General features: G+C 60.7%; 22 protein-coding genes. 8 read left to right on the top strand and 14 right to left on the bottom strand.

Annotation, left to right across the window (positions count from 1 at the left end; translation table 11 throughout):
- Positions 1 to 3 precede the first annotated feature (3 nt).
- From leuD to AC25BC_RS21375, 3 genes are all read right to left on the bottom strand, one after another.
- Entirely contained in the window at positions 4 to 612 is a 609-nt protein-coding gene (gene leuD, locus AC25BC_RS21385; protein WP_012759503.1) for a 3-isopropylmalate dehydratase small subunit, read from the bottom strand.
- Positions 613 to 746: 134 nt separating this feature from the next.
- Positions 747 to 1,169, bottom strand: a complete 423-nt coding sequence (locus tag AC25BC_RS21380) for a VOC family protein (RefSeq protein WP_012759502.1) — start codon at positions 1,167 to 1,169, stop codon at positions 747 to 749.
- Positions 1,170 to 1,281: 112 nt separating this feature from the next.
- A complete protein-coding gene (locus AC25BC_RS21375; RefSeq protein WP_012759501.1) occupies positions 1,282 to 1,515 on the bottom strand; it encodes a hypothetical protein in 234 nt (77 codons plus the stop codon).
- Positions 1,516 to 1,653: 138 nt separating this feature from the next.
- Here AC25BC_RS21375 and AC25BC_RS21370 point away from each other — a divergent pair, with 138 nt between their 5' ends.
- Together AC25BC_RS21370 and AC25BC_RS21365 are read left to right on the top strand one after the other, a co-directional pair.
- A complete protein-coding gene (locus AC25BC_RS21370) occupies positions 1,654 to 2,574 on the top strand; it encodes an HpcH/HpaI aldolase/citrate lyase family protein (RefSeq protein WP_113546688.1) in 921 nt (306 codons plus the stop codon).
- On the top strand, positions 2,574 to 2,780 hold the full coding sequence (locus AC25BC_RS21365) for a DUF1737 domain-containing protein (RefSeq protein WP_012759499.1): 207 nt from the start codon (positions 2,574 to 2,576) through the stop codon (positions 2,778 to 2,780). The genes AC25BC_RS21370 and AC25BC_RS21365 overlap by 1 nt, the downstream gene beginning before the upstream one ends.
- A gap of 104 nt (positions 2,781 to 2,884) precedes the next feature.
- Here the strand turns inward: AC25BC_RS21365 and AC25BC_RS21360 are convergent, their stop codons facing one another.
- Complete coding sequence (locus AC25BC_RS21360; RefSeq protein ID WP_003543974.1) at positions 2,885 to 3,322, bottom strand: metallopeptidase family protein; 438 nt, start codon at positions 3,320 to 3,322, stop codon at positions 2,885 to 2,887.
- A 161-nt stretch (positions 3,323 to 3,483) separates the two neighbouring features.
- Here AC25BC_RS21360 and AC25BC_RS21355 point away from each other — a divergent pair, with 161 nt between their 5' ends.
- From AC25BC_RS21355 to bfr, 5 genes are all read left to right on the top strand, one after another.
- Positions 3,484 to 4,428, top strand: a complete 945-nt coding sequence (locus AC25BC_RS21355) for an ImuA family protein (protein WP_012759498.1) — start codon at positions 3,484 to 3,486, stop codon at positions 4,426 to 4,428.
- Positions 4,429 to 4,468: 40 nt separating this feature from the next.
- The gene (locus tag AC25BC_RS21350) at positions 4,469 to 5,884 is read left to right on the top strand and encodes a Y-family DNA polymerase (protein ID WP_041935600.1); all 1,416 of its coding nucleotides are present in this window, start codon (positions 4,469 to 4,471) and stop codon (positions 5,882 to 5,884) included.
- The gene (locus tag AC25BC_RS21345; protein WP_012759497.1) at positions 5,881 to 9,345 is read left to right on the top strand and encodes an error-prone DNA polymerase; all 3,465 of its coding nucleotides are present in this window, start codon (positions 5,881 to 5,883) and stop codon (positions 9,343 to 9,345) included. The genes AC25BC_RS21350 and AC25BC_RS21345 overlap by 4 nt, the downstream gene beginning before the upstream one ends.
- A gap of 90 nt (positions 9,346 to 9,435) precedes the next feature.
- Positions 9,436 to 9,867: a (2Fe-2S)-binding protein gene (locus tag AC25BC_RS21340; protein WP_113546691.1), complete on the top strand. Its 432-nt coding sequence runs from the start codon at positions 9,436 to 9,438 to the stop codon at positions 9,865 to 9,867.
- Positions 9,833 to 10,318, top strand: a complete 486-nt coding sequence (bfr, locus tag AC25BC_RS21335; protein ID WP_012759495.1) for a bacterioferritin — start codon at positions 9,833 to 9,835, stop codon at positions 10,316 to 10,318. The genes AC25BC_RS21340 and bfr overlap by 35 nt, the downstream gene beginning before the upstream one ends.
- A gap of 167 nt (positions 10,319 to 10,485) precedes the next feature.
- Here bfr and AC25BC_RS21330 read toward each other — a convergent pair whose 3' ends face one another.
- From AC25BC_RS21330 to rsfS, 6 genes are all read right to left on the bottom strand, one after another.
- The gene (locus AC25BC_RS21330; protein WP_012759494.1) at positions 10,486 to 11,019 is read right to left on the bottom strand and encodes an RNA pyrophosphohydrolase; all 534 of its coding nucleotides are present in this window, start codon (positions 11,017 to 11,019) and stop codon (positions 10,486 to 10,488) included.
- A 37-nt stretch (positions 11,020 to 11,056) separates the two neighbouring features.
- On the bottom strand, positions 11,057 to 12,253 hold the full coding sequence (locus tag AC25BC_RS21325; protein ID WP_012759493.1) for a divergent polysaccharide deacetylase family protein: 1,197 nt from the start codon (positions 12,251 to 12,253) through the stop codon (positions 11,057 to 11,059).
- A 77-nt stretch (positions 12,254 to 12,330) separates the two neighbouring features.
- The gene (locus tag AC25BC_RS21320) at positions 12,331 to 13,653 is read right to left on the bottom strand and encodes a S41 family peptidase (RefSeq protein WP_017995549.1); all 1,323 of its coding nucleotides are present in this window, start codon (positions 13,651 to 13,653) and stop codon (positions 12,331 to 12,333) included.
- Positions 13,643 to 15,046: a murein hydrolase activator EnvC family protein gene (locus AC25BC_RS21315; protein WP_012759491.1), complete on the bottom strand. Its 1,404-nt coding sequence runs from the start codon at positions 15,044 to 15,046 to the stop codon at positions 13,643 to 13,645. Before AC25BC_RS21315 ends, AC25BC_RS21320 begins: the two co-directional genes overlap by 11 nt.
- A 188-nt stretch (positions 15,047 to 15,234) precedes the next feature.
- On the bottom strand, positions 15,235 to 15,717 hold the full coding sequence (rlmH, locus tag AC25BC_RS21310) for a 23S rRNA (pseudouridine(1915)-N(3))-methyltransferase RlmH (protein ID WP_012759490.1): 483 nt from the start codon (positions 15,715 to 15,717) through the stop codon (positions 15,235 to 15,237).
- 118 nt (positions 15,718 to 15,835) lie between these two features.
- Entirely contained in the window at positions 15,836 to 16,279 is a 444-nt protein-coding gene (rsfS, locus tag AC25BC_RS21305) for a ribosome silencing factor (protein WP_003589592.1), read from the bottom strand.
- Positions 16,280 to 16,489: 210 nt separating this feature from the next.
- Here rsfS and AC25BC_RS21300 point away from each other — a divergent pair, with 210 nt between their 5' ends.
- On the top strand, positions 16,490 to 16,867 hold the full coding sequence (locus AC25BC_RS21300) for a winged helix-turn-helix domain-containing protein (RefSeq protein ID WP_012759488.1): 378 nt from the start codon (positions 16,490 to 16,492) through the stop codon (positions 16,865 to 16,867).
- On the opposite strand, the gene modC is transcribed toward AC25BC_RS21300, so the two are convergent.
- The 4 genes from modC to AC25BC_RS21280 all read right to left on the bottom strand — a co-directional run bounded on the left by modC (position 16,868) and on the right by AC25BC_RS21280 (position 20,055).
- Positions 16,868 to 17,935 carry a molybdenum ABC transporter ATP-binding protein gene (gene modC / locus AC25BC_RS21295; protein ID WP_012759487.1) on the bottom strand — a complete coding sequence of 356 codons (1,068 nt, stop codon included), beginning with the start codon at positions 17,933 to 17,935 and terminating at the stop codon, positions 16,868 to 16,870.
- Positions 17,932 to 18,633, bottom strand: coding sequence for a molybdate ABC transporter permease subunit (gene modB / locus AC25BC_RS21290; RefSeq protein WP_012759486.1), 702 nt, complete (start codon positions 18,631 to 18,633; stop codon positions 17,932 to 17,934). Before modB ends, modC begins: the two co-directional genes overlap by 4 nt.
- 276 nt (positions 18,634 to 18,909) lie before the next feature.
- Positions 18,910 to 19,701 (bottom strand): molybdate ABC transporter substrate-binding protein, encoded by a 792-nt coding sequence (modA, locus tag AC25BC_RS21285; RefSeq protein WP_012759485.1) that lies wholly within the window; start codon positions 19,699 to 19,701, stop codon positions 18,910 to 18,912.
- Positions 19,702 to 19,797: 96 nt separating this feature from the next.
- Positions 19,798 to 20,055 (bottom strand): hypothetical protein, encoded by a 258-nt coding sequence (locus AC25BC_RS21280; protein ID WP_128438343.1) that lies wholly within the window; start codon positions 20,053 to 20,055, stop codon positions 19,798 to 19,800.
- Positions 20,056 to 20,088 lie beyond the last annotated feature (33 nt).

The following is a 20,088-nucleotide window of genomic DNA, read 5'->3' as shown; positions in this document are numbered from 1 at the left end:
GGTTCAGGCTGCCCAGGGGTGCGAAGCAGCGTTCTTCTTTTCGAAGCTGTCGATCGCCTTGCCCTTTTCCAGCGTCAGGCCGATGTCATCGAGGCCGTTCAGCAGGCAGTGACGCTTGAACTCGTCGAGATCGAACTTGATCAAACCACCATCGGGGCCGGTGATCTCAAGATTCTCAAGATCGACGGTCAGGACGGCGTTGGAGCCGCGCGAGGCGTCGTCCATCAGCTTGTCGAGATCTTCCTGGCTGACCTTGATCGGCAGGATGCCGTTCTTGAAACAGTTGTTGTAGAAAATATCGGCAAAGCTGGTCGAGATGACGCAGCGGATGCCGAAATCGAGAAGCGCCCAGGGCGCGTGCTCGCGCGAGGAGCCGCAGCCGAAATTGTCGCCGGCAACGAGGATCTTGGCATCACGATAGGCCGGCTTGTTCAGCACGAAATCCGGGTTTTCTGAGCCGTCTTCGTTATAACGAGCCTCCGCGAAGAGGCCGGTGCCGAGGCCGGTGCGCTTGATCGTCTTCAGATAATCCTTCGGAATGATCATGTCGGTGTCGACGTTGACAACCGGCAGCGGCGCTGCAACGCCCGTGAGCTTCACGAATTTATCCATGACCTATGCTCCATTTCAGCAAATCTACTTTCTGAATTTGCATCTAGTCCAGTTTTTCGCCGAAATGAAGGAGAATCTTTCACAGATGGCGGCCACGCGACGTTTCGCGCGGTCCGCCGATTGCGGCCTGTCCCTTATTTGGACGGTGCGTTCAACCCCCAGAGGACGCCGAACGGATCACGAAGCTGGCCATAGCGATCGCCCCAGAACATCAGTTCGACCGGCATGACGACTTCGGCGCCGGCGGCAACCGCGCGATCCCACCAGAAATCGATATCATCGATCACCAGTTGGATGGCAAAGCCTTCATGGCCTTTGAAGGCATGGCCGTATTCGGGATAGGCGTCCGACAACATCAGGGAACTGCCGTTGATGTAGAGATGCACATGCATCGTTCTGCCGCTCTCGTCGACCGGCACGAGATATGCCTCTTCGGCGCCGAAAGCCTTCTTGTAGAATTCCGCAGCTTTCACCGCGCCATCGACCGTCAGATAAGGCAGCAGGCCATTCTTGACCGGCGGCATCTTGGTCGAGTTGCTCTCTGTCGTCGTATCCATGCTCGTCCTCCATACGTTTTTCACGAGCCGGCGGAATGCCTGGCTGTTTCAAGGACGCATGATGGAATCTGGAGCCGACAGTGTCGGTCAAAATTTTTGGAAAATCCGGTGATCAGAGATCGATGATCGTGCCGCGGCCGTCGTTCCACACGCGCATCTCACGCTTACCGTTGTTTGCCTTGGCGCGGACCGGAACGGGCTTCATCTTCATCGAAAGCGCACGTCCGACCATGAGCACGGTCAGGATGCCGCCGACGGCGAGCGTCACCGAAAAGGTGAAAAGCAGCATGGCCACGAAAACGGTGGCGCCGGCAAGCATGAGGAAGATGGAGCGAATGTTCTGCATGGTTAGAGACCTTTCTTCGGAAAGGAATGTGGTCCTTCTCCTTCCTCTCTGCAAGGCAAGCATGGCTTTTTGTTGTTCTGCTAGATGTTCTGGGGTGGGCTGCTTGCTTCGGCTTTCAAAGCTTGGCACTAATTCGCCATGAGCCGAAACCCCACGACCCGCTCCATGCGCCTGCGCCGTTCGGTGCTGAGCGTGCCTGCCATCAATCCCCGCGCCCTCGAAAAAACCCATGCGGTCGATTGCGATGCGGTGATCTTCGATCTCGAGGATTCCGTGGCGCCGGAAAAGAAGGCGGAAGCGCGGGAAAACCTGAGGAATTTCTTTTCGGCTCGACCGCTCGAAGGCAAGGAGCGGATCATCCGTATCAACAGCCTGTCCACCGATTTCGGCCTGGCGGACATGGAGCTGGTGACGGCGCTTGCTCCTGATGCCGTGCTGCTGCCGAAGGTCGACGAACCGCAGGATGTCATGGCGCTCAGTGACTTTCTCTCCGAGGCGGATGCGCCGGAAGATCTGCGCATCTGGGCGATGATCGAGACGCCGCGCGGCATCCTCAATGCGGCTGTTATCACCGAAGCCGGGCGCACGCCGGGCTCGCGGCTCGATTGCCTGGTCGTCGGGCTCAACGACCTGCGCAAGGAAACCGGCGTGCTTCCACAGCCAGGGAGGAACTATCTCGTGCCGTGGCTGATGCAGGTCGTCCTTGCTGTCAGCGCCTACGGGCTCGATGCGATCGACAGCGTCTTCAACGATTTCAGGGACGAACAGGGTTTTGATGCCGAATGTCTGCAGGGCCGGGCCATGGGCTTTGCCGGCAAGATGCTGATCCATCCGGCGCAGATCGAGCCCGCCAACCGCCATTTCGGTCCGGATCCGGCAGCGATTGCGGAAGCGGAGGCGATCATGTCAGCCTTTGCCGACCCCGCTTCCGATGGGCTGAACGTCATCAATGCAGGCGGGCGGATGGTCGAGCGGCTGCATCTTGTCCAGGCGGAAAGTCTGGTCCATAAAGCCCGCCTGATCGCAGCCCGCCAGGCTGCAGCACGAAAGACGATGTGATGAAACTCTACCGCTTCCTGACCGGTCCTGACGATGCTTCCTTCTGCCATAAGGTCACCGCCGCCCTCAACAAGGGCTGGTCGCTGGAGGGCTCCCCGACCTATGCCTTCAATGCCGCAATCGGCGCGATGCAGTGCGGCCAGGCCGTCGTCAAACATGTCGAAGGCAAGGATTACGATCCTGAGATGAAACTCTCCGAGCAGTGAGGTTTTAGCGCATAACCCCGAAAATCGTAATCGATTTTCGGAAAGGATTATGCGTGATTGAAAGTGATAGAGCGTCCTTAGCGCGTCCTTGGACGCGCGGCGTTCTATCGCTCGGCTGCTTCCTCGGCGCTTGCCTCGATCCGCTCCATGTCATCGTCGCTCAGCCCGAAATGGTGGCCGATTTCGTGGATCAGGACGTGGGTGATGATATCGCCGAGCGTCTCGTCGTTCTCAGCCCAGTAATCGAGGATGGGGCGGCGGTAGAGGCGGATGCGGTTCGGCATCTCGCCGGTTTCCACCGTGAAACGTTCGGAAATGCCCCTGCCCTCGAAAAGGCCAAGCAGATCGAAAGGGGTTTCCAGCGCCATGTCCTCGAAAACGTCGTCATCGGGGAAATCTTCGATCTCGATCGTGAGGTTGGTCGTCAGCTGGCGGAATTCATCCGGCAGATGGCTATAGGCCTCCATCGCCAGCGACTCGAAGGCGCTGATCGTCGGCGCATGGCGGTCCCGCCAATCATCGCTCTGGTCTATGCGGGCCATGAATATTCCTTCCTTTGCGGGCCCATATAGAACCTTTATCGCCGATTTTCGAGTGCGGAATCAAAGGCAGGAATATTTTCATAGAAAATGGCCGTTGACTCTTCATTAGCTCTCTGGAATCTATAAGAACATAACAGGAACAAGACGGATCGGAGAACGCCATGGCGCAGCACGCCCTGGCGCGCGAGCGGCTTTTTGCGCTCCGCGAAACCATCGCCAGACTGGAGGGAAGACTCGCGCCGGCACTTGCCGCAGCGGAGCGGGAAGCCCTGGCAGAAGGACGTAAGACCCGCCAGGAGCGCATTCTGCCGCCCCTGGCGTTTGGGGTGGAGTTGCTCGACGGCGCCCTGGAAGGCGGCTTGCCGCTCGATGCGATCACCGAATTCCGTTCCGCTCTGTCTCGCGATGCCGGTGCTGCAAGCGGGCTGGCGATGGCTGTTGCCGCGCGGCTGCAAAAACAGGAGGCGGATGCCGGCCGCCTTCTGCCGTTGCTCTGGATCGGCGATGCCGTCGGCACGCTGGAGGCCGGCCGTCCCTATGCTCCCGGGCTTCGGGATTTCGGGCTGAGCCCGGAGCGGTTTCTCCATGCCGCGCCGCGCAAGCTGGACGAGGCGCTCTGGCTGGCGGAGGTGGCGGTGGAAAGTGCTGCCTTCTCGGCCGTCATCTTTGAAGTCCGGGGCAATCCCGCCCATTTCGGCCTGACCGAAAGCCGCAGGCTCAGTCTCAGGGCGCATGCTGCCCGCCGTCCGCTCTTTCTTGTCCGTCAGGCCGGGGCGGAGGAGGCAAGCAGTGCGGCCTTCCGTCTGCATGTCGAACCGGCCCCGTCCGCTCTGCGGTCGTTGCCGGATGGATCGACACTTTCCGGCAGCATCGGCAATCCGATTTTCCGTCTGACGCTGGAGAAGAGCCGAAATCCGGCCCCGCTCTCCTTTCTTCTGGAGTGGAATCCCCATGAACGCGAATTTCTCCCTGTCGCCGAACCAAACCTCGTTCGTCCTCCAGGCGAACAGTCAGCGCATTCTGGCGCTCAGCTTCCCGCATCTGCCAACGGACCGCATCGCCCGCAAGCGATGGGGGCTCTCCTGGCGTTCGAAAGGGCGTCCTGAGACGCCGCCTATCGTCTGTTCCGGCAAGCTCAACAATGCCATGCGGCTAACGGCACTGGACGAGTTGGCCGAGAGGCTGGGGTTGAGGAAGGAGCTCGGCGTTGCCGAAGCGCGCGCCATGTACCCCATGCTCGAGGTCGCGGAAGAGGATCCGGCGGCCGACCGCCGGTTGCTGGAGGCAATTGCCGACTGGTGCGACCGTTATACGCCGCTGGTGGCGTTCGACGGCAAGGACGGCCTGTTTCTCGACATTAGCGGCTGCGCCCATCTTTTCGGCGGTGAAAAGGCGCTTCTTCGGGATGTGCTGTCGCGGCTTTTTCATATGGGGTTCGATGCCCGCGGCGCGATCTCATCGTCACCCGGCCTTTCCTGGGCCGCGTCCCGCTTCGGGCAAGGCGGCGTGATCGAGGACGAAGAGACGGAACATGTGCTGGTGTCCTTGCCGGTTGCAGCCTTGCGGCTGGAAGGACGGACCGTCGATGCTCTGAAGAAGCTCGGTCTGAAATATATCGGCGACGTCATCGATGCGCCGCGAGCGCCATTGACCCGCCGGTTCGGCCCGGAGCTGCTTCTGCGTCTCGACCAGGCGCTGGGACGTGAAGAGGAGCCGGTCTCGCCCCGGCGTCCTGTTGCCAGCCTCTCGGCCGAAAGCCGGCTGATCGAGCCCATCGGGACGGAAGAACAGATCCTTGCCGTCACCAGGCAGGTCGCCTTATCGCTGCAGCCGTCGCTGGAGGCGCGGGGTGCTGGCGGGCGGGTGTTCGAACTGGTCTTGTTCCGCGTCGACGGCAGGGTCTTTCGTATCTCCGTCGGCGCTTCGCAGCCGCTTCGCGAACCAAAGTTCATCGCCGGACTTTTTTCCGAGCGATTGCAGGCGGTCTATGACGATCTCGATGCCGGCTATGGTTTCGAGATCCTGCGGTTGAATGTGTTGCGGCACGATCCCTTCAACGAGGCGCAGGGTGATTTCGAGGGCGACCGTCAGGGAGAGGTCTCGCTTTCGGCCTTCGTCGACCGGGTCTCGGCCCGACTTGGTGCGGATTGCCTGCAAAGCTTCCAGCTCCGCGAGAGCCATGTTCCGGAACGCGCCGTCATCACGGTTCCTGTGATGGAGAGCCTTCCCAGGCGGAAGGCAGCGCAGGACATCCAGCTTCCTTTCCGCGAAGAGCGCCCGCTGCGGCTCTTTGCAACGCCAGAGCCCGTCGAGACCATCCTTGCCGAAGTGCCCGATGGTCCGCCGCAGATCTTCCGCTGGCGGCGCATTCAGCATCAGGTGGCAAGAAGCGAAGGGCCGGAACGGATCGCCATGGAATGGTGGATCGATGGGAATGACGCCGAGTCGCGCGACTATTTCCGCATCGAGGATGAGACCGGACATCGCTTCTGGATCTATCGGCGGGGCTTTTATGGTCAGGCGCTTGATCCTCGCTGGTTCATGCATGGCGTGTTCGCATGACAATCGCGCGCGCACTCTTCGAGATCGGCACAAGGACGAATTTCTCGTTTCTTGAAGGCGCCTCCGGCCCGGAGGAGATGGTCGTGCAGGCTGCTCGTCTACGGCTCGGCGGTCTCGGGATTGCGGACCGGAATTCGGTTGCCGGCGTGGTGCGGGCGCATGCGCAGGCGGAGCAGCTTGAGGAGAGATACAAGAACAAGGATGCGATTCTGGCCCAAGCGAAGAAGGAAGGAAAAAAGGAGGAGATCCTCGATCCTATCCGGATTCAGCCGGGCGCCCGTCTCGTCTTTTCCGATGGAACGCCTGATATCCTCGCCTATCCCCGGAGCCGGCGAGGCTGGGCGAACCTTTGCCGTCTTCTGAGCGCCGGCAATCTGAAGGAGGAAGCGGTCAAGGGAAGCTGCATTCTGACGGAAGCGGAACTCATGGAATGGGGGGACGAGATGATGCTTGCTCTCGTTCCCGATCGCACCCTTGTCGGTCATCAGGCGGGTCAGCCGACGCTGGAAGATTACCTGGAACGGTTTCGCAGGCGCTTCCGCAAGGCTTTTTATATGGCGCTGGCGCCAGCCTATGATGGCCGCGACAGGCAGGTCTTTGCGGTGCTTGCCATGCTTGCCGCTCGAAACCGTGTGCCGCTGATTGCAACCAACCAGCCGCTTTACCATCATCCTGAACGCCGGCCGCTTTCGGATGTCGTGATCGCGATCCGGGAGCATGTGCAGATATCGCAAGCCGGGTTCCTGCTGGCGCCGAATGCTGAACGTTACCTCAAGGATTCACGTGAAATGGCCCGGATCTTCCGGGAGTATCCTAATGCGATCGAGAATACGCAGACATTCTTCGACAGGCTGACCTTTTCGCTGAAGGAACTGGAGCACAATTATCCGCCGGAAAACGATCCTGGTGAAACGCCGCAGGAGACTCTCGAAAGGCTGACGAGAGCGGGAGCCGCAAGACGCTATCCCAAGGGTATCCCGCCCAAGGTGGCGCCACAGATCGAGTATGAACTCGATCTCATTAAAAAAAAGAAATATGCCTCTTATTTCCTGACGGTTCACAGGATTATCCAGCACGCCCGCTATGAACTTAAGGTCTTGTGTCAGGGGCGCGGATCGGCGGCAAATTCGGTCATCTGCTATTGCCTCGAGATAACGGAAGTCAATCCTGAAAAGAGTACGCTTCTCTTCGATCGCTTCATTTCGATGGACCGGGACGAGCCGCCGGATATCGATGTCGATTTCGAGCATGACCGGCGTGAAGAGGTCATCCAGTTCATCTATAAAAGATACGGCATAGAACATGCTGGGCTGACGGCGGGGGTGACCACCTACCGTACGCGCTCGGCGGGCCGCGAGGTCTCCAAGGCCTTTGGGCTGTCGGAGGATGTCCAGTCGGCGATCAGCAGCCTCGTCTGGGGCTGGTCGGAGGATAATCTCTTGGAGCGGGACGCGAAGGCGGCGGGTCTCGACATCAAGGATCCGGTGACCCGAAACGTTCTTCAGTATGCGACCGAACTTCTCGGCTTCCCGCGCCACCTCACCCAGCATGTCGGCGGCTTCGTCATCACGCGCGATAGGCTCGACGAGGTGGTACCGATCATGAAGACGGCGATGCCGGATCGCTACATGATTGAGTGGGACAAGGACGACCTCGATAACGTCAAGATCCTCAAGGTGGATGTGCTGGCGCTCGGCATGCTGACCTGCCTGCGGAAGGCCTTCTCGCTGCTTGAATTGCATTACGACGTGAAGAAGACGCTCGCAGACCTTGGTAACAAGGAGCATGGGGATGAAGGCGAGCCGGTTTACGAGATGATGGGCCGGGCCGATACGCTCGGCGTCTTCCAGATCGAAAGCCGGGCGCAGATGAGCATGCTGCCGCGTCTTAAGCCGAAGGTGTTCTACGATCTCGTCATCGAGGTGGCGATCGTGCGGCCAGGACCGATCCAGGGCGACATGGTGCATCCCTATCTGAAGCGCCGGGAGCAGCGGGCCAAGAACATTCCGATCAAATATCCGAGCAAGGAGCTGGAAACGGTTCTGGAAAGAACCCTCGGCGTGCCCTTGTTCCAGGAACAGGCCATGCAGATCGCCATTACCGCCGCAGGCTTCAAACCGGCGGAAGCCGACAAGCTTCGCAGAGCGATGGCGACATTCAAGAGAACGGGTACGATCGGCAACTTCGAAAAGCGGTTTATCGAGGGAATGGTTTCAAAGGACTATGATCCGGAGTTCGCGAAGCAATGTTTCAACCAGATCAAAGGCTTCGGCGAATACGGTTTCCCGGAAAGCCATGCCGCCTCCTTCGCACTGCTCGTCTATGCCTCCTCATGGCTCAAGGCCTATTATCCCGACGTCTTCTGCACGGCGATGCTGAATTCCCAGCCGATGGGCTTTTATGCGCCGGCGCAGCTGGTGCGGGATGCACGCGAGCACGGGGTAGCGATCCTGCCGGTCGATATCAATGACTCGAACTGGGATTGCGGTCTGGAAGAGGCCGCTTTCGATCGGAATGCTATCGATTTTCGGCATCATGAGATGCGCGAGATCATCAAGACCCGGCATGCGGTGCGGCTCGGCTTCCGGCAGATCAAGGGCCTTTCGACAGACGATATGGAACGGCTCGTCAGCCATCGCGGCGAAGGCTACAGCTCGGTGCGTGATCTCTGGCTGCGGTCCGGTCTGCAGAAATCGGTCATCGAGCGACTGGCGGATGCCGATGCGTTCCGATCCCTCAAACTGTCACGACGCGACGCGCTCTGGGCAGTGCGGGCGCTGGATGTGAGGAGTGCGACCGAGGAGCTGCCGCTTTTCGAGCAGGTTCGTCATGTCGACCTCCAGGCCGAGCCTGCGGCAAAGTTGCCGGAAATGCTGCCCGGAGAGCAGGTTATCGAGGACTATCGTTATCTCTCACTGTCGCTGAAGGCGCACCCCGTCTCCTTCCTGCGTGAGGAATTGCGCAAGGCCGGCATCACACGCAATGTCGATCTGTTGAAGGTCGCGAACGGAAAGAGGGTGACGATCGCGGGCCTCGTGCTGGTGCGCCAACGGCCTGGTTCGGCCAAAGGCGTGATCTTCATGACGCTGGAAGACGAGACCGGCGTGGCCAATGCGATCGTCTGGTCGAAAATGTTCGACAAATACCGCTCGGTCGTGATGGGCGCTCGGCTGGTGAAAATCCGCGGCAGGCTGCAATGCCAGAGCGGGGTGATCCATACCGTCGTCGAGCATATCGAGGACATGACGCCGGCACTCGGTATCCTGCAACGCGAGGTCCGGCGTTTCGGAGTCTGCGAGCGAGCAGACGAGGTGCTGAGGCCGGGTGCCGATCAGCGGCAGAAAAAGCTTGTAAATGCGCAGGAAACGGCGGACCCGGAAAAACGCATGGTTGCCACAGGCCGCCATGCGGGCGCGGCGGAAACCGCTGAGGTGATGCCGCGCGGACGCAACTTTCATTAAAAATGCATCGCACCGATCGAGACCATGCGGCGCACCTTCATTTGGCTTATGGCGTCATCATCCTGAAACCGCTGCATAATCCCGAACAACATGCATGGAGGCCTCACCGTACATCGCTGTTTGACGCTGTGGGACTCGAATTTTTTCTTGACAGCCACCATCTTCTTTAGCAGAAAACACGATAGTCAGTGTCATGTTTGGAATGAAGACGTGCTTGTCTGCAGCTGCAATTATATAACCGATAAGGAAATCCGGGAGGTTATCACCAACCTTCTCGATGAAGACTGTTGGCAGCTCATCGTGCCTGCGAAAGTCTACCACGCCATGGAAAAACGCGGCCGCTGCTGCGGCTGTTTCCCCAACGTCGTCGACATCATTATCCAGACAACCGAGGAATATCACGCCCGTCGCCACTCGACGGAGACCGAAATATTTGATTTCATGTCCCGCTTGAAACAATTCCATGAGGAAAACAGGAGAGCGGACATTGAAAGGCGACAAAAAGGTCATCGAGCGGCTTAACGAGGCATTGTTCCTCGAACTCGGTGCGGTCAACCAATACTGGGTTCATTATCGTCTTCTTGAGGACTGGGGCTATACCAAGCTCGCCAAGAAGGAGCGCGCCGAATCCATCGAAGAGATGCACCATGCCGACCGGCTTGTTGCACGCATCATCTTCCTCGAAGGCCATCCCAATCTGCAGACCCTTGCACCTCTGCGCATCGGCCAGAACGTCAAGGAAGTTCTGGAAGCCGATCTTGCCGGCGAGTACGACGCTCGCGCGGCCTACAAAAAGTCGCGCGATATCTGTCATGACGCCGGCGACTACGTTTCCATGAAACTTTTCGAGGAGCTGCTGGCGGACGAGGAAGGTCATATCGACTTCCTCGAAACACAGATCGACCTGCTCGGGAAAATCGGCGAGAGCAAATACGGCCAGCTCAACGCCGATTCCGCCAACGAAGCCGAATAATACTCGAAAGAGATGCCGGCCGCCGATGGCGGCCGGTGTTACCTCTCGAATTATCAGCTGCCGTCCTCCGCGATCGGCTGCATCAAACCGGATCGAAACCGGTGGCCCTCATTTCCATCTGCTGAAATCAAAAACGGACCTGATCAATCGCGATCGTGCTGTATCGATCAGTCTTCCGATTGTAGTGCTGCCAGATGCTGGAACTCGGCCACCACCTGGTCATAGACGGCGCGCTTGAAGGGCACGATCAGCCCCGGCAGCTGCCGCATCGGCTTCCATTCCCAGGCATCGAATTCCGGCTCATGGCCGCCAGGCGGCGGATTGATGGCGATCTCGCTGTCGTCGCCATCGAAGCGGAAGGCGAACCAGCGCTGTGTCTGGCCGCGGAACTTCCCCCTGAGCCCGATGCCGATCAGTGCCGGCGGCAAATCATAGTTGATCCAGTCTCTCGCTCCGGCAAGCAGGGTCACCGTCTTCATACCGGTCTCCTCGTAAAGCTCGCGGTAGGCAGCGTCCAATGGATCCTCGCCCTTGTCGATGCCCCCCTGCGGCATCTGCCAGAGCTGCGGCGAGCCGTCATATTCGGAATTGCCGTCGGCGATGCGCCGTCCTGCCCAGACGAGGCCATCGCGGTTCAGGATCATCACGCCAACGCAGGGGCGGTAGGGCAGATCCTCGGCTTTCACGGTCGCCTGGCTCATCATCTTCTCCGTTCAGGAATTCTTCTCAAGGATACTCTCAAGGATTCCGGGGGTCGTTGGAAAGGGCGGCAACGCCGACAATCTCGATGCCGCGCATCGCGGCCTCCTCGCTCCATTTGGCGATGGCGTCAACGCTCTCATCGAAAGCCGAGGCGACGCCGATCGCCTGACCGTTCTTGCGGGCGATGCGCTCGAGTTCGTCGAGCTTCTTCAGGACGGCATTGATATCAAGCTGGCCGTCGAGCTGCAGGTCGGCGAAGGCATAGGGCAGTTCGGTTCCCTTGGCGATTGCCGCCGTCTTCGACTGCGCCGAAGTGCCGTCGTCGAGAAACAGCAACCCGCGCTTGCCGATGTCGCGCATGACAGGTTCCATGGCGGCGGGATCGGACAGGAAACGGCCGCCGAGATAATTCATGACGCCGGTATAGTTGGTGATCTCGCCCATCGCCTTGTGCAGGTTTTCGATGTTGCGGGCGGCAGGTTTCGTGGTCAGCAGCGTTTCGGGGCCCGGATCGTTCGCCGGGTAATCAAAGGGTTCGAGCGGCACCTGGAGGAGGATTTCGTGACCGCCGCGGCGGGCTTCCTGCATCCAGCGCTGCAGGCTGTTGCCGCTTGCAGCAAAAGCGAAGGTGATCTCCTCCGGAAGCTCCGCGATGGCGCGCTGCGTTCCGGTCTGGCTGAGCCCGAGGCCGCTGACGACGATGGCGATGCGGACGCCGCGCGCGCCGGACGAAGGACGCGCATATTGATCCATCGGCCGCCGGCCATCCGGGCCGACGATAGGCAGCCTGCCAAAAGGCGTCTCTTCGAGCAGCGCATCATTGGGTTGGGCTGCCATGCGCGGATCCTGGCCGATCTGCATGGCGTCGACCAGCACCGGCCCGCCGCCGTCACGCGGGCGGGGACTGTATTTGGTGACGACCGAGCCGTCGCCGGTGACCATCTGCTCGACATTGGCGCCCGAGCGCGGGTCGGCGCGGGGCATGCCGTCAGCAGTTTGGCCCGTGGTGGCCGTCGGCGGCTGAGGCGTATTGGCAGGGGGGGGTGCGGCTTGTTCGGCCGCCGGCGGTTTGGTGCGTTCGAGCCCATCACCGCGAAACGCCGTATAGAGGGAAAAGCCGCCTATGGCGAAAAGGCAAAGACTGGCGGCGATGCGGCCAAGGCGCAGAAAACCCGGACGCTTGCGGCCGGTTTTGCGGTTGCGGCCCAGAGGCGTATGCAGGTCCGTTCCCAATTTTTCGCCCGCTCCAAAACCGGGAAACAGCAGAAAGGGTCAAGGCCGGGCGAGGTGCCCGGCCTTGACGTGATCGATTACTTGGCGACGACGGCCTTGTCAGGATTCGGCGGGAAGGCCGGATCGGTCTTCTTGCCGCGCAGGAGGTCGAGCGCGTAATTCAGCTGAACGTCGTCCTTCGGGTCCGGCGGGACGTAGGCAACGGAGCCCGAACCTTCGTCCGTCTCGCTTTGGCCCTTGATGTGGCCGCGCAGGCTGGATTCGCCTTCGGTCACCATCTTGCCCTGCAGTTCCTGCGGCAGCGGCTCCTCGACCTTGATGTCGGGGGTGATGCCGGTGCCCTGGATCGAGCGGCCCGACGGCGTGTAGTAGAGCGCTGTGGTCAGGCGCAGCGCGCCGTTTTCGCCGAGCGGGATGATCGTCTGGACGGAGCCCTTGCCGAAGGAGCGCGTACCGAGAACGGTGGCACGGCGCAGATCCTGAAGAGCGCCGGCGACGATTTCCGATGCGGAAGCCGAACCGCCGTTGATCAGCACGATCACCGGCTTGCCATCCGTCAGGTCGCCCGGGCCGGCATTGAAGCGGCGGGTTTCATCCGGATTGCGGCCGCGGGTCGAAACGACTTCGCCGCGCTGCAGCAGGGCATCGGAGACGTTGATCGCCTGGTCGAGCAGACCGCCCGGATTGAGGCGCAGGTCGAGAACATAACCCTTCAGCTTGTCGGCCGGAACGGTGTCCTTGATCTTCTTGATCGCCTTTTCCATGTCAGGATAGGTCTTCTCGGTGAAGGAGATGATGCGGAGATAACCGACATCGTCCTCGACACGCGACTTGACTGCCTGGACGGCGACGACGTCACGGACGATCGTCAGCTCGATCGGCTTGTCGGCACCCTTGCGGATCAGCGTCAGCTTGATCGGCGTGTTGACGGCGCCGCGCATCTTCTCGACTGCGTCTTCCAGCTTCAGGCCGCGCACGGATTGGCCGTCGATCTCGGAGATGTAGTCGCCGGCGAGAACACCGGCCTTGGCGGCGGGCGTATCGTCAATCGGGGTAATGACCTTGACGAGTTCGTCTTCCATCGTGACTTCGATGCCGAGGCCGCCGAACTCACCCTTGGTCTGGGTGCGCATGTCCTCGGCGTCCTTCGCATTCATGTAGCTCGAATGCGGATCGAGCGAGGAGAGCATACCGTTGATGGCGTTCTCGATCAGCTTGTCTTCCGCAGGCGGTGTCACATATTGCGCACGCACACGCTCGAAGACATCTCCGAAAACCGAAAGTTCCTTGTAGGTCGAGGATCCGGCCGCTTCTGCCGGCACACCCGCCGAGTAAATGACGCTCATTGCGGTCGCACCCATCAATGCGCCGACCAGAACAAGAGAAGCCCTACGAATCATTGCGTGCCTTTCCAGTGTCTTTGGCGGTCCACCACGGCCGGGAATCGACCGGTTTACCGTCCTTTCGAAATTCAATGTAAAGCGTTGGCCGGTTCGTTTCCAGCGCCAATGCAGTTGCGCTTGCCACTCTTTTCGCGCCCATCACGGCAAGCGGCTCGCCGGAGAAAACGAATTTTCCCTGACGGGTATTGATCGTATCCATTCCCGAGAGAACCAGGTGGTATCCATCACCCGTGTCGAGGATGATCATCTGGCCGTAACTGCGGAATGCGCCGGCGAAAACCACCAGACCATCCGCAGGCGCCGTCACCACTGTCTCTGGATTGGTGGCGACCGTCATTCCCATGGCCTCGTGCCCGGTGCCGTCGGCGTCGCCGAACTGGCGCAGGATATCACCCGTAACGGGCACCTCCAATTTCGCCTTCAATTCTCCGAAGGGATATGCGGGCGCAATGCGGTTTTTATCGGGCACGCCGCTGTCGGCAAGCGCCTTGGCCTGGGCGCGCTGCTCGTCCGTCATAAGCTTGCGGTTCTCCTCGGCCAGGCGGGCGGCAGCGGCGGCATCCCGCACCGAAGCGATCTCGGATTCCATCGAGGCGACGAGGCCTTCGAGGCTGGTCGCCTTGCCTGCCAGTTCCTCGGAACGTTTCCTTTCGGCCCCGAGTTCGGCGGCGTTGCTGCGGCTGAGCTTGTCGTTTTCGGCAAGCAGCAGGTCCATGCGCCGCTCTTCCTCGATGCCATCAGTCATCGTCCCGGTCAGCGAGGCCTTCTCGGCAGCACTTGCGGTCTGCAATGCGGCAAGGCTTGCGAGGTCTGCGGCAAGCTTATCGGTCTCCTTGCGGATGCCGGGCACGACGGCGCCGAGCAGAATGGCGCTGCGCACGGAGGCCAGCGCGTCATCAGGGGTGACGAGCAAAGCGGGCGGCGGGTTGCGGCCCATGCGCTGGAGTGCTGCCAGCACCTCGGCCAACAAGCCGCGGCGCTCGTGCAGGGAACGGCGGATGCCATCCTCCTTGACGCCGAGATCGGCAAGCTTCTTCTCGCTTTCGAGGATCTGCTTTTCGAGCGCCTTGCGGCGGGCAGCGGAATCGATCAGTGCCTGGCGGACGCTTTCCGTGCTCTTTTCCAGATCGGCGATGCTCTGCTGAAGCGCGCTCACCTTGTCGGTGGAGAGGCTGATCGTCTTCGACAGGGTTTCGAGTTCGGCACGGGTCTGATCACGCTTGGCGGCAAGTTCGGCCGCCGGATCGGGCGGCGGCGGCGGCTCGGCTGCCGGCTGCGGTGCGGATTGTGCCGCCTCGGGCGCGGCATCCTGCGCCCGGACGATGAACGGATTTGCCGACACGACAATCACCGCCACACCGACGCCGGCCGCGATAGCCGGCAGGATCATGCGGTGTCGCCTGGTGGATGCTCTCGACATGCGTGTTGGGGCACTTTCTCAAATCGCGCGGAGACTAAGCTGATTTGGTGCACTTTGCCATAAGGTTTGCAGGAGAACGGGTGGCCAAGCAAACACGGCTGCGTGACATTGCGACGCATTGCCGGGGTATCGGGCCGACGCATCAGGCCGATGCGGCATCAGACGCGGTGATAGGGGTGACCGGACAGGATGGTGACGGCACGATAGAGCTGCTCGGCGATCAGCGTGCGCACGAGTTGGTGCGGCCAAGTCATCTTACCCAGGCACAGCGTCGCGTCGGCACGGTCGTAAAGCGAGGGATCGAGGCCGTCGGCGCCGCCGATCGCGATGGTCAGCTCGCGTTTGCCCTGGTCGCGATAGGAGCCGAGCAGGTTTGCAAAGGATTCGCTGTCGAGCGCTTTGCCGCGTTCATCGAGAAGAATGAGGATGCTGCCATCGGCAAGCGATTTCAGAAGCATCGCCGCCTCTTCGCGCTTGCGGGTCTCCGCATTGGAGGCCCGGCTTTCGGCAACTTCGGCAACGCGGGTCAATTCGAGGCCGACGGCAGGGCCGGCCTTGGCGAAACGGTCGAAATAACGGGCGGCAAGATCCTTTTCTGGGCCGGACTTCAGCCGTCCCACCGCAAAAAGACCTATTCGCATTCATCCGCTCCCGCTCATGCAGCACATCGGGCGCACGTTACGCCACCGGCCGGCTTGTGATGTTTGCCGGCCAGCCAATGCCACGTCTCAGGCGCCGGACAAAATGCCGGCCCGCCTGTCAGTGCCGTGTTTCTTCATCCATATCCGGAGCCGCCCACATCTTTTCGATGTTGTAGAACTCGCGGATTTCGGGACGGAACACATGCACGATAATGTCACCGGTGTCGATCAGGACCCAATCGCCGCCTTCCTGACCTTCGACGCGGGCCGTACCGAGGCCGTCGTCCTTGAGGTCGGTGAGCAGGTGATCCGAGATCGCCATGACATGCCTGTTCGAGCGGCCGGAGACGACGATCATGTAGTCTCCCAGCGCCGATTTTCCGGCAATGTCGATGGTGACGATATCTTCAGCTTTGGAGTCCTCGAGGCTGGCGAGGACGGTTTCTAGGGCACGGGCGGCGGCATCGGCGCCACGTTCCGCACTCTTCGGGATAACGGCGAACGTTTTTCCCTTGGCGTGTACTGTTGTCAGTGCTTTCCCTTTCCTGGAATGACAAACTATGCACAACACAGATCCGATCGCGACCGGATCATGGTTAAGATAGGCATCAAACCATTAATGTTTCAAGACATGCTAAGGTACAGAACGGCCGAAAATCCGATCTGCCGTTCGAATTGAAGTATTTGACTGCTCGGGGCGGCCTCGTGCGGGCGGTGTACAGTTTCCATGCCGCAGCGTAAAGTGCGGCAAATTCCACGATCTCCAGATTCAATGACCGACTCAGCCGCAAAAACACTCGTGCCCGTCCTGCGAATCAGCTTCCCGGATGAGGATCGTCTCGGCCATGGCAAGATGGAACTGCTGGAGCATATCCGCCAGACCGGATCGATCTCGGCGGCCGGGCGGGCGATGGACATGTCCTATCGGCGGGCATGGCTGCTGGTCAGCGAGATGAACCGGATGTTTAACGAACAGGTGGTGGAATCGCAGCGCGGCGGGCAGAAGGGCGGCGGTGCGGTGCTGACGCCGTTCGGCGAGGAACTGCTCGAGCGTTTCCGTCGGATGGAAAAGACGGTGCGGACCAGCCTTGCTGAGGACCTCGCCTGGCTCGAGGCCAAGCGCAACATGCAGCAGGGCGAGCGCAACTGATCAGGCCTCCAGGGCAACTGTCTTGATGACGGCGAAGACCGCCCTTCCCGGTCGAAGATCCAGACGCTCGCAGGACAGCGTCGTGATCCGGGAAAGAATGATATCGCCGCCGCAATCGAGCCGGATTTCCACCGTTCCGTCCTCGGTCGACGAGATCCCCTCTATCCTTGCTTCCAGGATATTCAGCGCGCTGAGCCCCTCGGGTCTTGCGGTCGCCAGCATGACATCGCGGGAGGGAATGCGGATGCGGACCGATTTGCCGGGCGCAAGGGCAGCGCCCGGAATATGGAGCTGACAGGATTTCAGCGCCACCGTCGATAGACGATGACTCACATCGAAGCTTTCCACTGTGCCTTCCAGCAGTGCGCCGGCCTCGCGCCGGTCGGAGATGGTGGAGGGGCGGCTCAATATGTCGACGGCGGGGCCTGTCGCTTCCACCTTGCCGTCACGCATGACGACGACCTGGTTTGCCAGCCGCGCCACCTCGGCGATCGAGTGGCTGACATAGACGATCGGGATGTCGGTCTCGTCGCGCAACCGCTCGAGATGAGGCAGGATCTCGGCCTTACGCAGCTCATCGAGGGCGGCGAGCGGCTCGTCCATCAACAGCAGGCGCGGCGAGGAGAGAAGCGCGCGGCCGATGGCGACGCGCTGCTTCTCGCCGCCTGAGAGTTTCGAGGGGCTGCGCTCCAGCAGCGCCTCGATGCCGAGCAGGTCGACGATGTGGTCGAAGCTCTCGCCGCGCGCCGTTCTCGCCGCGAACCATCGCCCGTAGAACAGATTGGCGCGAACGCTGAGATGTGGGAAAAGCCGCGCTTCCTGGAAGACATACCCGAAGCGGCGGCGATGTTTCGGGACGAAGATGCCGGTTGCGGTTTCGGTCAGGGGCTCGCCGTCGAGGACGACGCGGCCTTGGTCCGGGCGGGCAAGGCCGGCGATGATGCGGATCATCGAGGTCTTGCCGGAGCCGGAGCGGCCGAACAGCGCGGTGACGCCACGTTCGGAGGTGAAGGCGGCATCGAGCGAAAAGGCGCCGAGCCGCTGTTTTGCCTCGACGATCAGCGTCATTCCGGATCGATCCTCCGGCCTGCGAGATGGGCGAGGAATTCGGAGGCGAGCAGGGCGGCCATGGAAATGACGACGGCGACGAACGTCAGGCGGAGCGCGCCGGCATCGCCGCCAGGTACCTGGGTGAAGGTATAGATCGCCGCCGACAGCGTCTGGGTTTCGCCTGGAATGTTGGAGACGAAGGTGATCGTTGCGCCGAATTCGCCCATCGCCTTGGCAAAAGAAAGGATCATGCCGGCGATGATGCCGGGCAGGGTCAGCGGCAGGGTGATCGTCAGGAAGATCCAGGCAGGGCCGGCGCCGAGCGTTCCGGCCGCCTCTTCCAGCTTGCGGTCGACCGCCTCGATCGACAGGCGGATGCTGCGCACCATCAGCGGAAAGGCCATGATGGCGCAGGCCAGTGCAGCACCCGTCCAGCGGAAAGACAAGACGATGCCGAAATACTGGTCGAGCAGGCTGCCGATCGGACCGCGGCGGCCGAACAGGATGAGGAGAAGAAAACCGGTGACGACCGGGGGCAGGATCAACGGCAGATGAACGACGCCATTCAGCACCGACTTGCCCCAGAAGCGGCCGCGGGCAAGCAGCAGGGCGACGAGGATGCCGAAGGGCAGGCTCGCCAACATGGCGACAATCGAGACGCGCAGGCTGAGCAGGATCGCCGTCCATTCCTCATTGCTCAAGCCCAATATGTTCAAATGCGATGGTCTCCCTGGAAATCCGGCATCACCCGATGCCTGCCACTCATCCGCCTGCCGGCACCTTCTCCCCGCTCGCGGGGCGAAGGGGAATAGCCGCAACCTCTCCGTCCCTCGCTAACGTCTCGCTGGGCACGTCCCCTCGCCCCGTTTACGGGGAGAGGGTTAGGGTGAGGGGCAACATCGGCACGAACCAGACTGCTATCTGCGGCTCGCCTTATTGAGTCTTCACGCTAAGCGGTCACTGTCGATTCCGCAATCATCTCAACTTCTCAATCATTTCAGGATGGTGAAACCCTGCGCCGTGAAGAAGGCGGCCGCCTTGTCCGATTTCAGAAAATCGAGATAGGCTGATGCATCCGAGTTCTTGCTCTCGGCGAGGATTGCAATCGGATAGATGATCGGGGGATGGGACTCGGCGGGGAAGGTGCCGACGATGGCGACACCCTTATCGGCTGCGGCATCCGTCTGGTAGACGATGCCGTAGGGCGCTTCGCCGCGGGAGACGAGGGCCAGGGCGGCGCGCACGCTTTCAGCGCCGGCAACCTTGGTTTCGACCGATTTCCAGACGCCGAGCTTTTCGAGCGCGGCCATGCCGTATTTGCCGGCCGGAACCGATTTCGGCTCACCCATGGCAAGCTTGCCGTCACCGAGGAGTCCGGCAAGATCGAAGCCCTGTTTGATCTCAACCGGCTTTGCCTTGTCCTTTTCGGCAACGAGCACAATCTTGTTGCCGAGCAGGTTGGAGCGGGTATCGGCCTTGATCAGGTTTTTCTTGGCGACATAGTCCATCCAGTCGAGGTCGGCCGAGATGAAGATATCGGCGGGTGCGGCACTTTCGATCTGCTTGGCCAGCGCGCCGCTCGCCGCATAGGAGGCGACGGCTTCCTTGCCGCTTTCCTTTGCCCAGGCGGCATTGGCGGCGTCGAGCGCATTCTTGAGGCTCGCCGCCGCAAAGACGGTGAGCTTTTCGGCTGCGGCGGCAGGCGCCGGCAGCGCTGTCGCGCCAAGCCAGAGGCCGGCGATCGCAGCGGTTGCCAGTTTCATCCATTGGCGGCGGTTTTGCATGACTTATTCCCCAGGGTTCGAAATATTGCGACGAATATAACGGGCGAGGCATCTTGGCTAGGGATATATCCAGGAAAATATAACCGTATCGGGTGCTCACGTTCGCAGCGGCGCAATGTTCACGCATTCGTGAGGTGCATGGCTTCCGGCGAAAGTCAGATCAGCATGGCGAAAATACCCAGAGTCAGTTTGCCAACCGCAAGGACTCCGGGCAGCGGGGGATGTTTCCTTAATTTTTGCTAATAAAAGCGGCAATGATGAAGCCAAATCCGCCTCGAGATTTGCGCACAATGCATTGCTGCAATGCACCAATCGATGTTCATCTTCCTGCGAAATATGGTACAACATACTCATCGAACGGCTTCTCCTCCTCCCATAGCCGTTCGA

The sequence above is a fragment of the Rhizobium sp. WSM409 genome (genome assembly GCF_057653825.1).
Note: the sequence above shows the minus strand (reverse complement) of the source record. Positions and strands in the feature narration are given on the sequence as shown.

Coding starts and splice junctions, on each gene's coding strand:
- leuD (WP_012759503.1), bottom strand. CDS start 612: ATGGATAAATTCGTGAAGCTCACGGGCGTTGCAGCGCCGCTGCCGGTT.
- AC25BC_RS21380 (WP_012759502.1), bottom strand. CDS start 1,169: ATGGATACGACGACAGAGAGCAACTCGACCAAGATGCCGCCGGTCAAG.
- AC25BC_RS21375 (WP_012759501.1), bottom strand. CDS start 1,515: ATGCAGAACATTCGCTCCATCTTCCTCATGCTTGCCGGCGCCACCGTT.
- AC25BC_RS21370 (WP_113546688.1), top strand. CDS start 1,654: ATGAGCCGAAACCCCACGACCCGCTCCATGCGCCTGCGCCGTTCGGTG.
- AC25BC_RS21365 (WP_012759499.1), top strand. CDS start 2,574: ATGAAACTCTACCGCTTCCTGACCGGTCCTGACGATGCTTCCTTCTGC.
- AC25BC_RS21360 (WP_003543974.1), bottom strand. CDS start 3,322: ATGGCCCGCATAGACCAGAGCGATGATTGGCGGGACCGCCATGCGCCG.
- AC25BC_RS21355 (WP_012759498.1), top strand. CDS start 3,484: ATGGCGCAGCACGCCCTGGCGCGCGAGCGGCTTTTTGCGCTCCGCGAA.
- AC25BC_RS21350 (WP_041935600.1), top strand. CDS start 4,469: ATGCGGCTAACGGCACTGGACGAGTTGGCCGAGAGGCTGGGGTTGAGG.
- AC25BC_RS21345 (WP_012759497.1), top strand. CDS start 5,881: ATGACAATCGCGCGCGCACTCTTCGAGATCGGCACAAGGACGAATTTC.
- AC25BC_RS21340 (WP_113546691.1), top strand. CDS start 9,436: ATGCATGGAGGCCTCACCGTACATCGCTGTTTGACGCTGTGGGACTCG.
- AC25BC_RS21330 (WP_012759494.1), bottom strand. CDS start 11,019: ATGAGCCAGGCGACCGTGAAAGCCGAGGATCTGCCCTACCGCCCCTGC.
- AC25BC_RS21320 (WP_017995549.1), bottom strand. CDS start 13,653: ATGATTCGTAGGGCTTCTCTTGTTCTGGTCGGCGCATTGATGGGTGCG.
- AC25BC_RS21315 (WP_012759491.1), bottom strand. CDS start 15,046: ATGATCCTGCCGGCTATCGCGGCCGGCGTCGGTGTGGCGGTGATTGTC.
- rlmH (WP_012759490.1), bottom strand. CDS start 15,717: ATGCGAATAGGTCTTTTTGCGGTGGGACGGCTGAAGTCCGGCCCAGAA.
- AC25BC_RS21300 (WP_012759488.1), top strand. CDS start 16,490: ATGACCGACTCAGCCGCAAAAACACTCGTGCCCGTCCTGCGAATCAGC.
- modC (WP_012759487.1), bottom strand. CDS start 17,935: ATGACGCTGATCGTCGAGGCAAAACAGCGGCTCGGCGCCTTTTCGCTC.
- modA (WP_012759485.1), bottom strand. CDS start 19,701: ATGCAAAACCGCCGCCAATGGATGAAACTGGCAACCGCTGCGATCGCC.
- AC25BC_RS21280 (WP_128438343.1), bottom strand. CDS start 20,055: ATGAGTATGTTGTACCATATTTCGCAGGAAGATGAACATCGATTGGTG.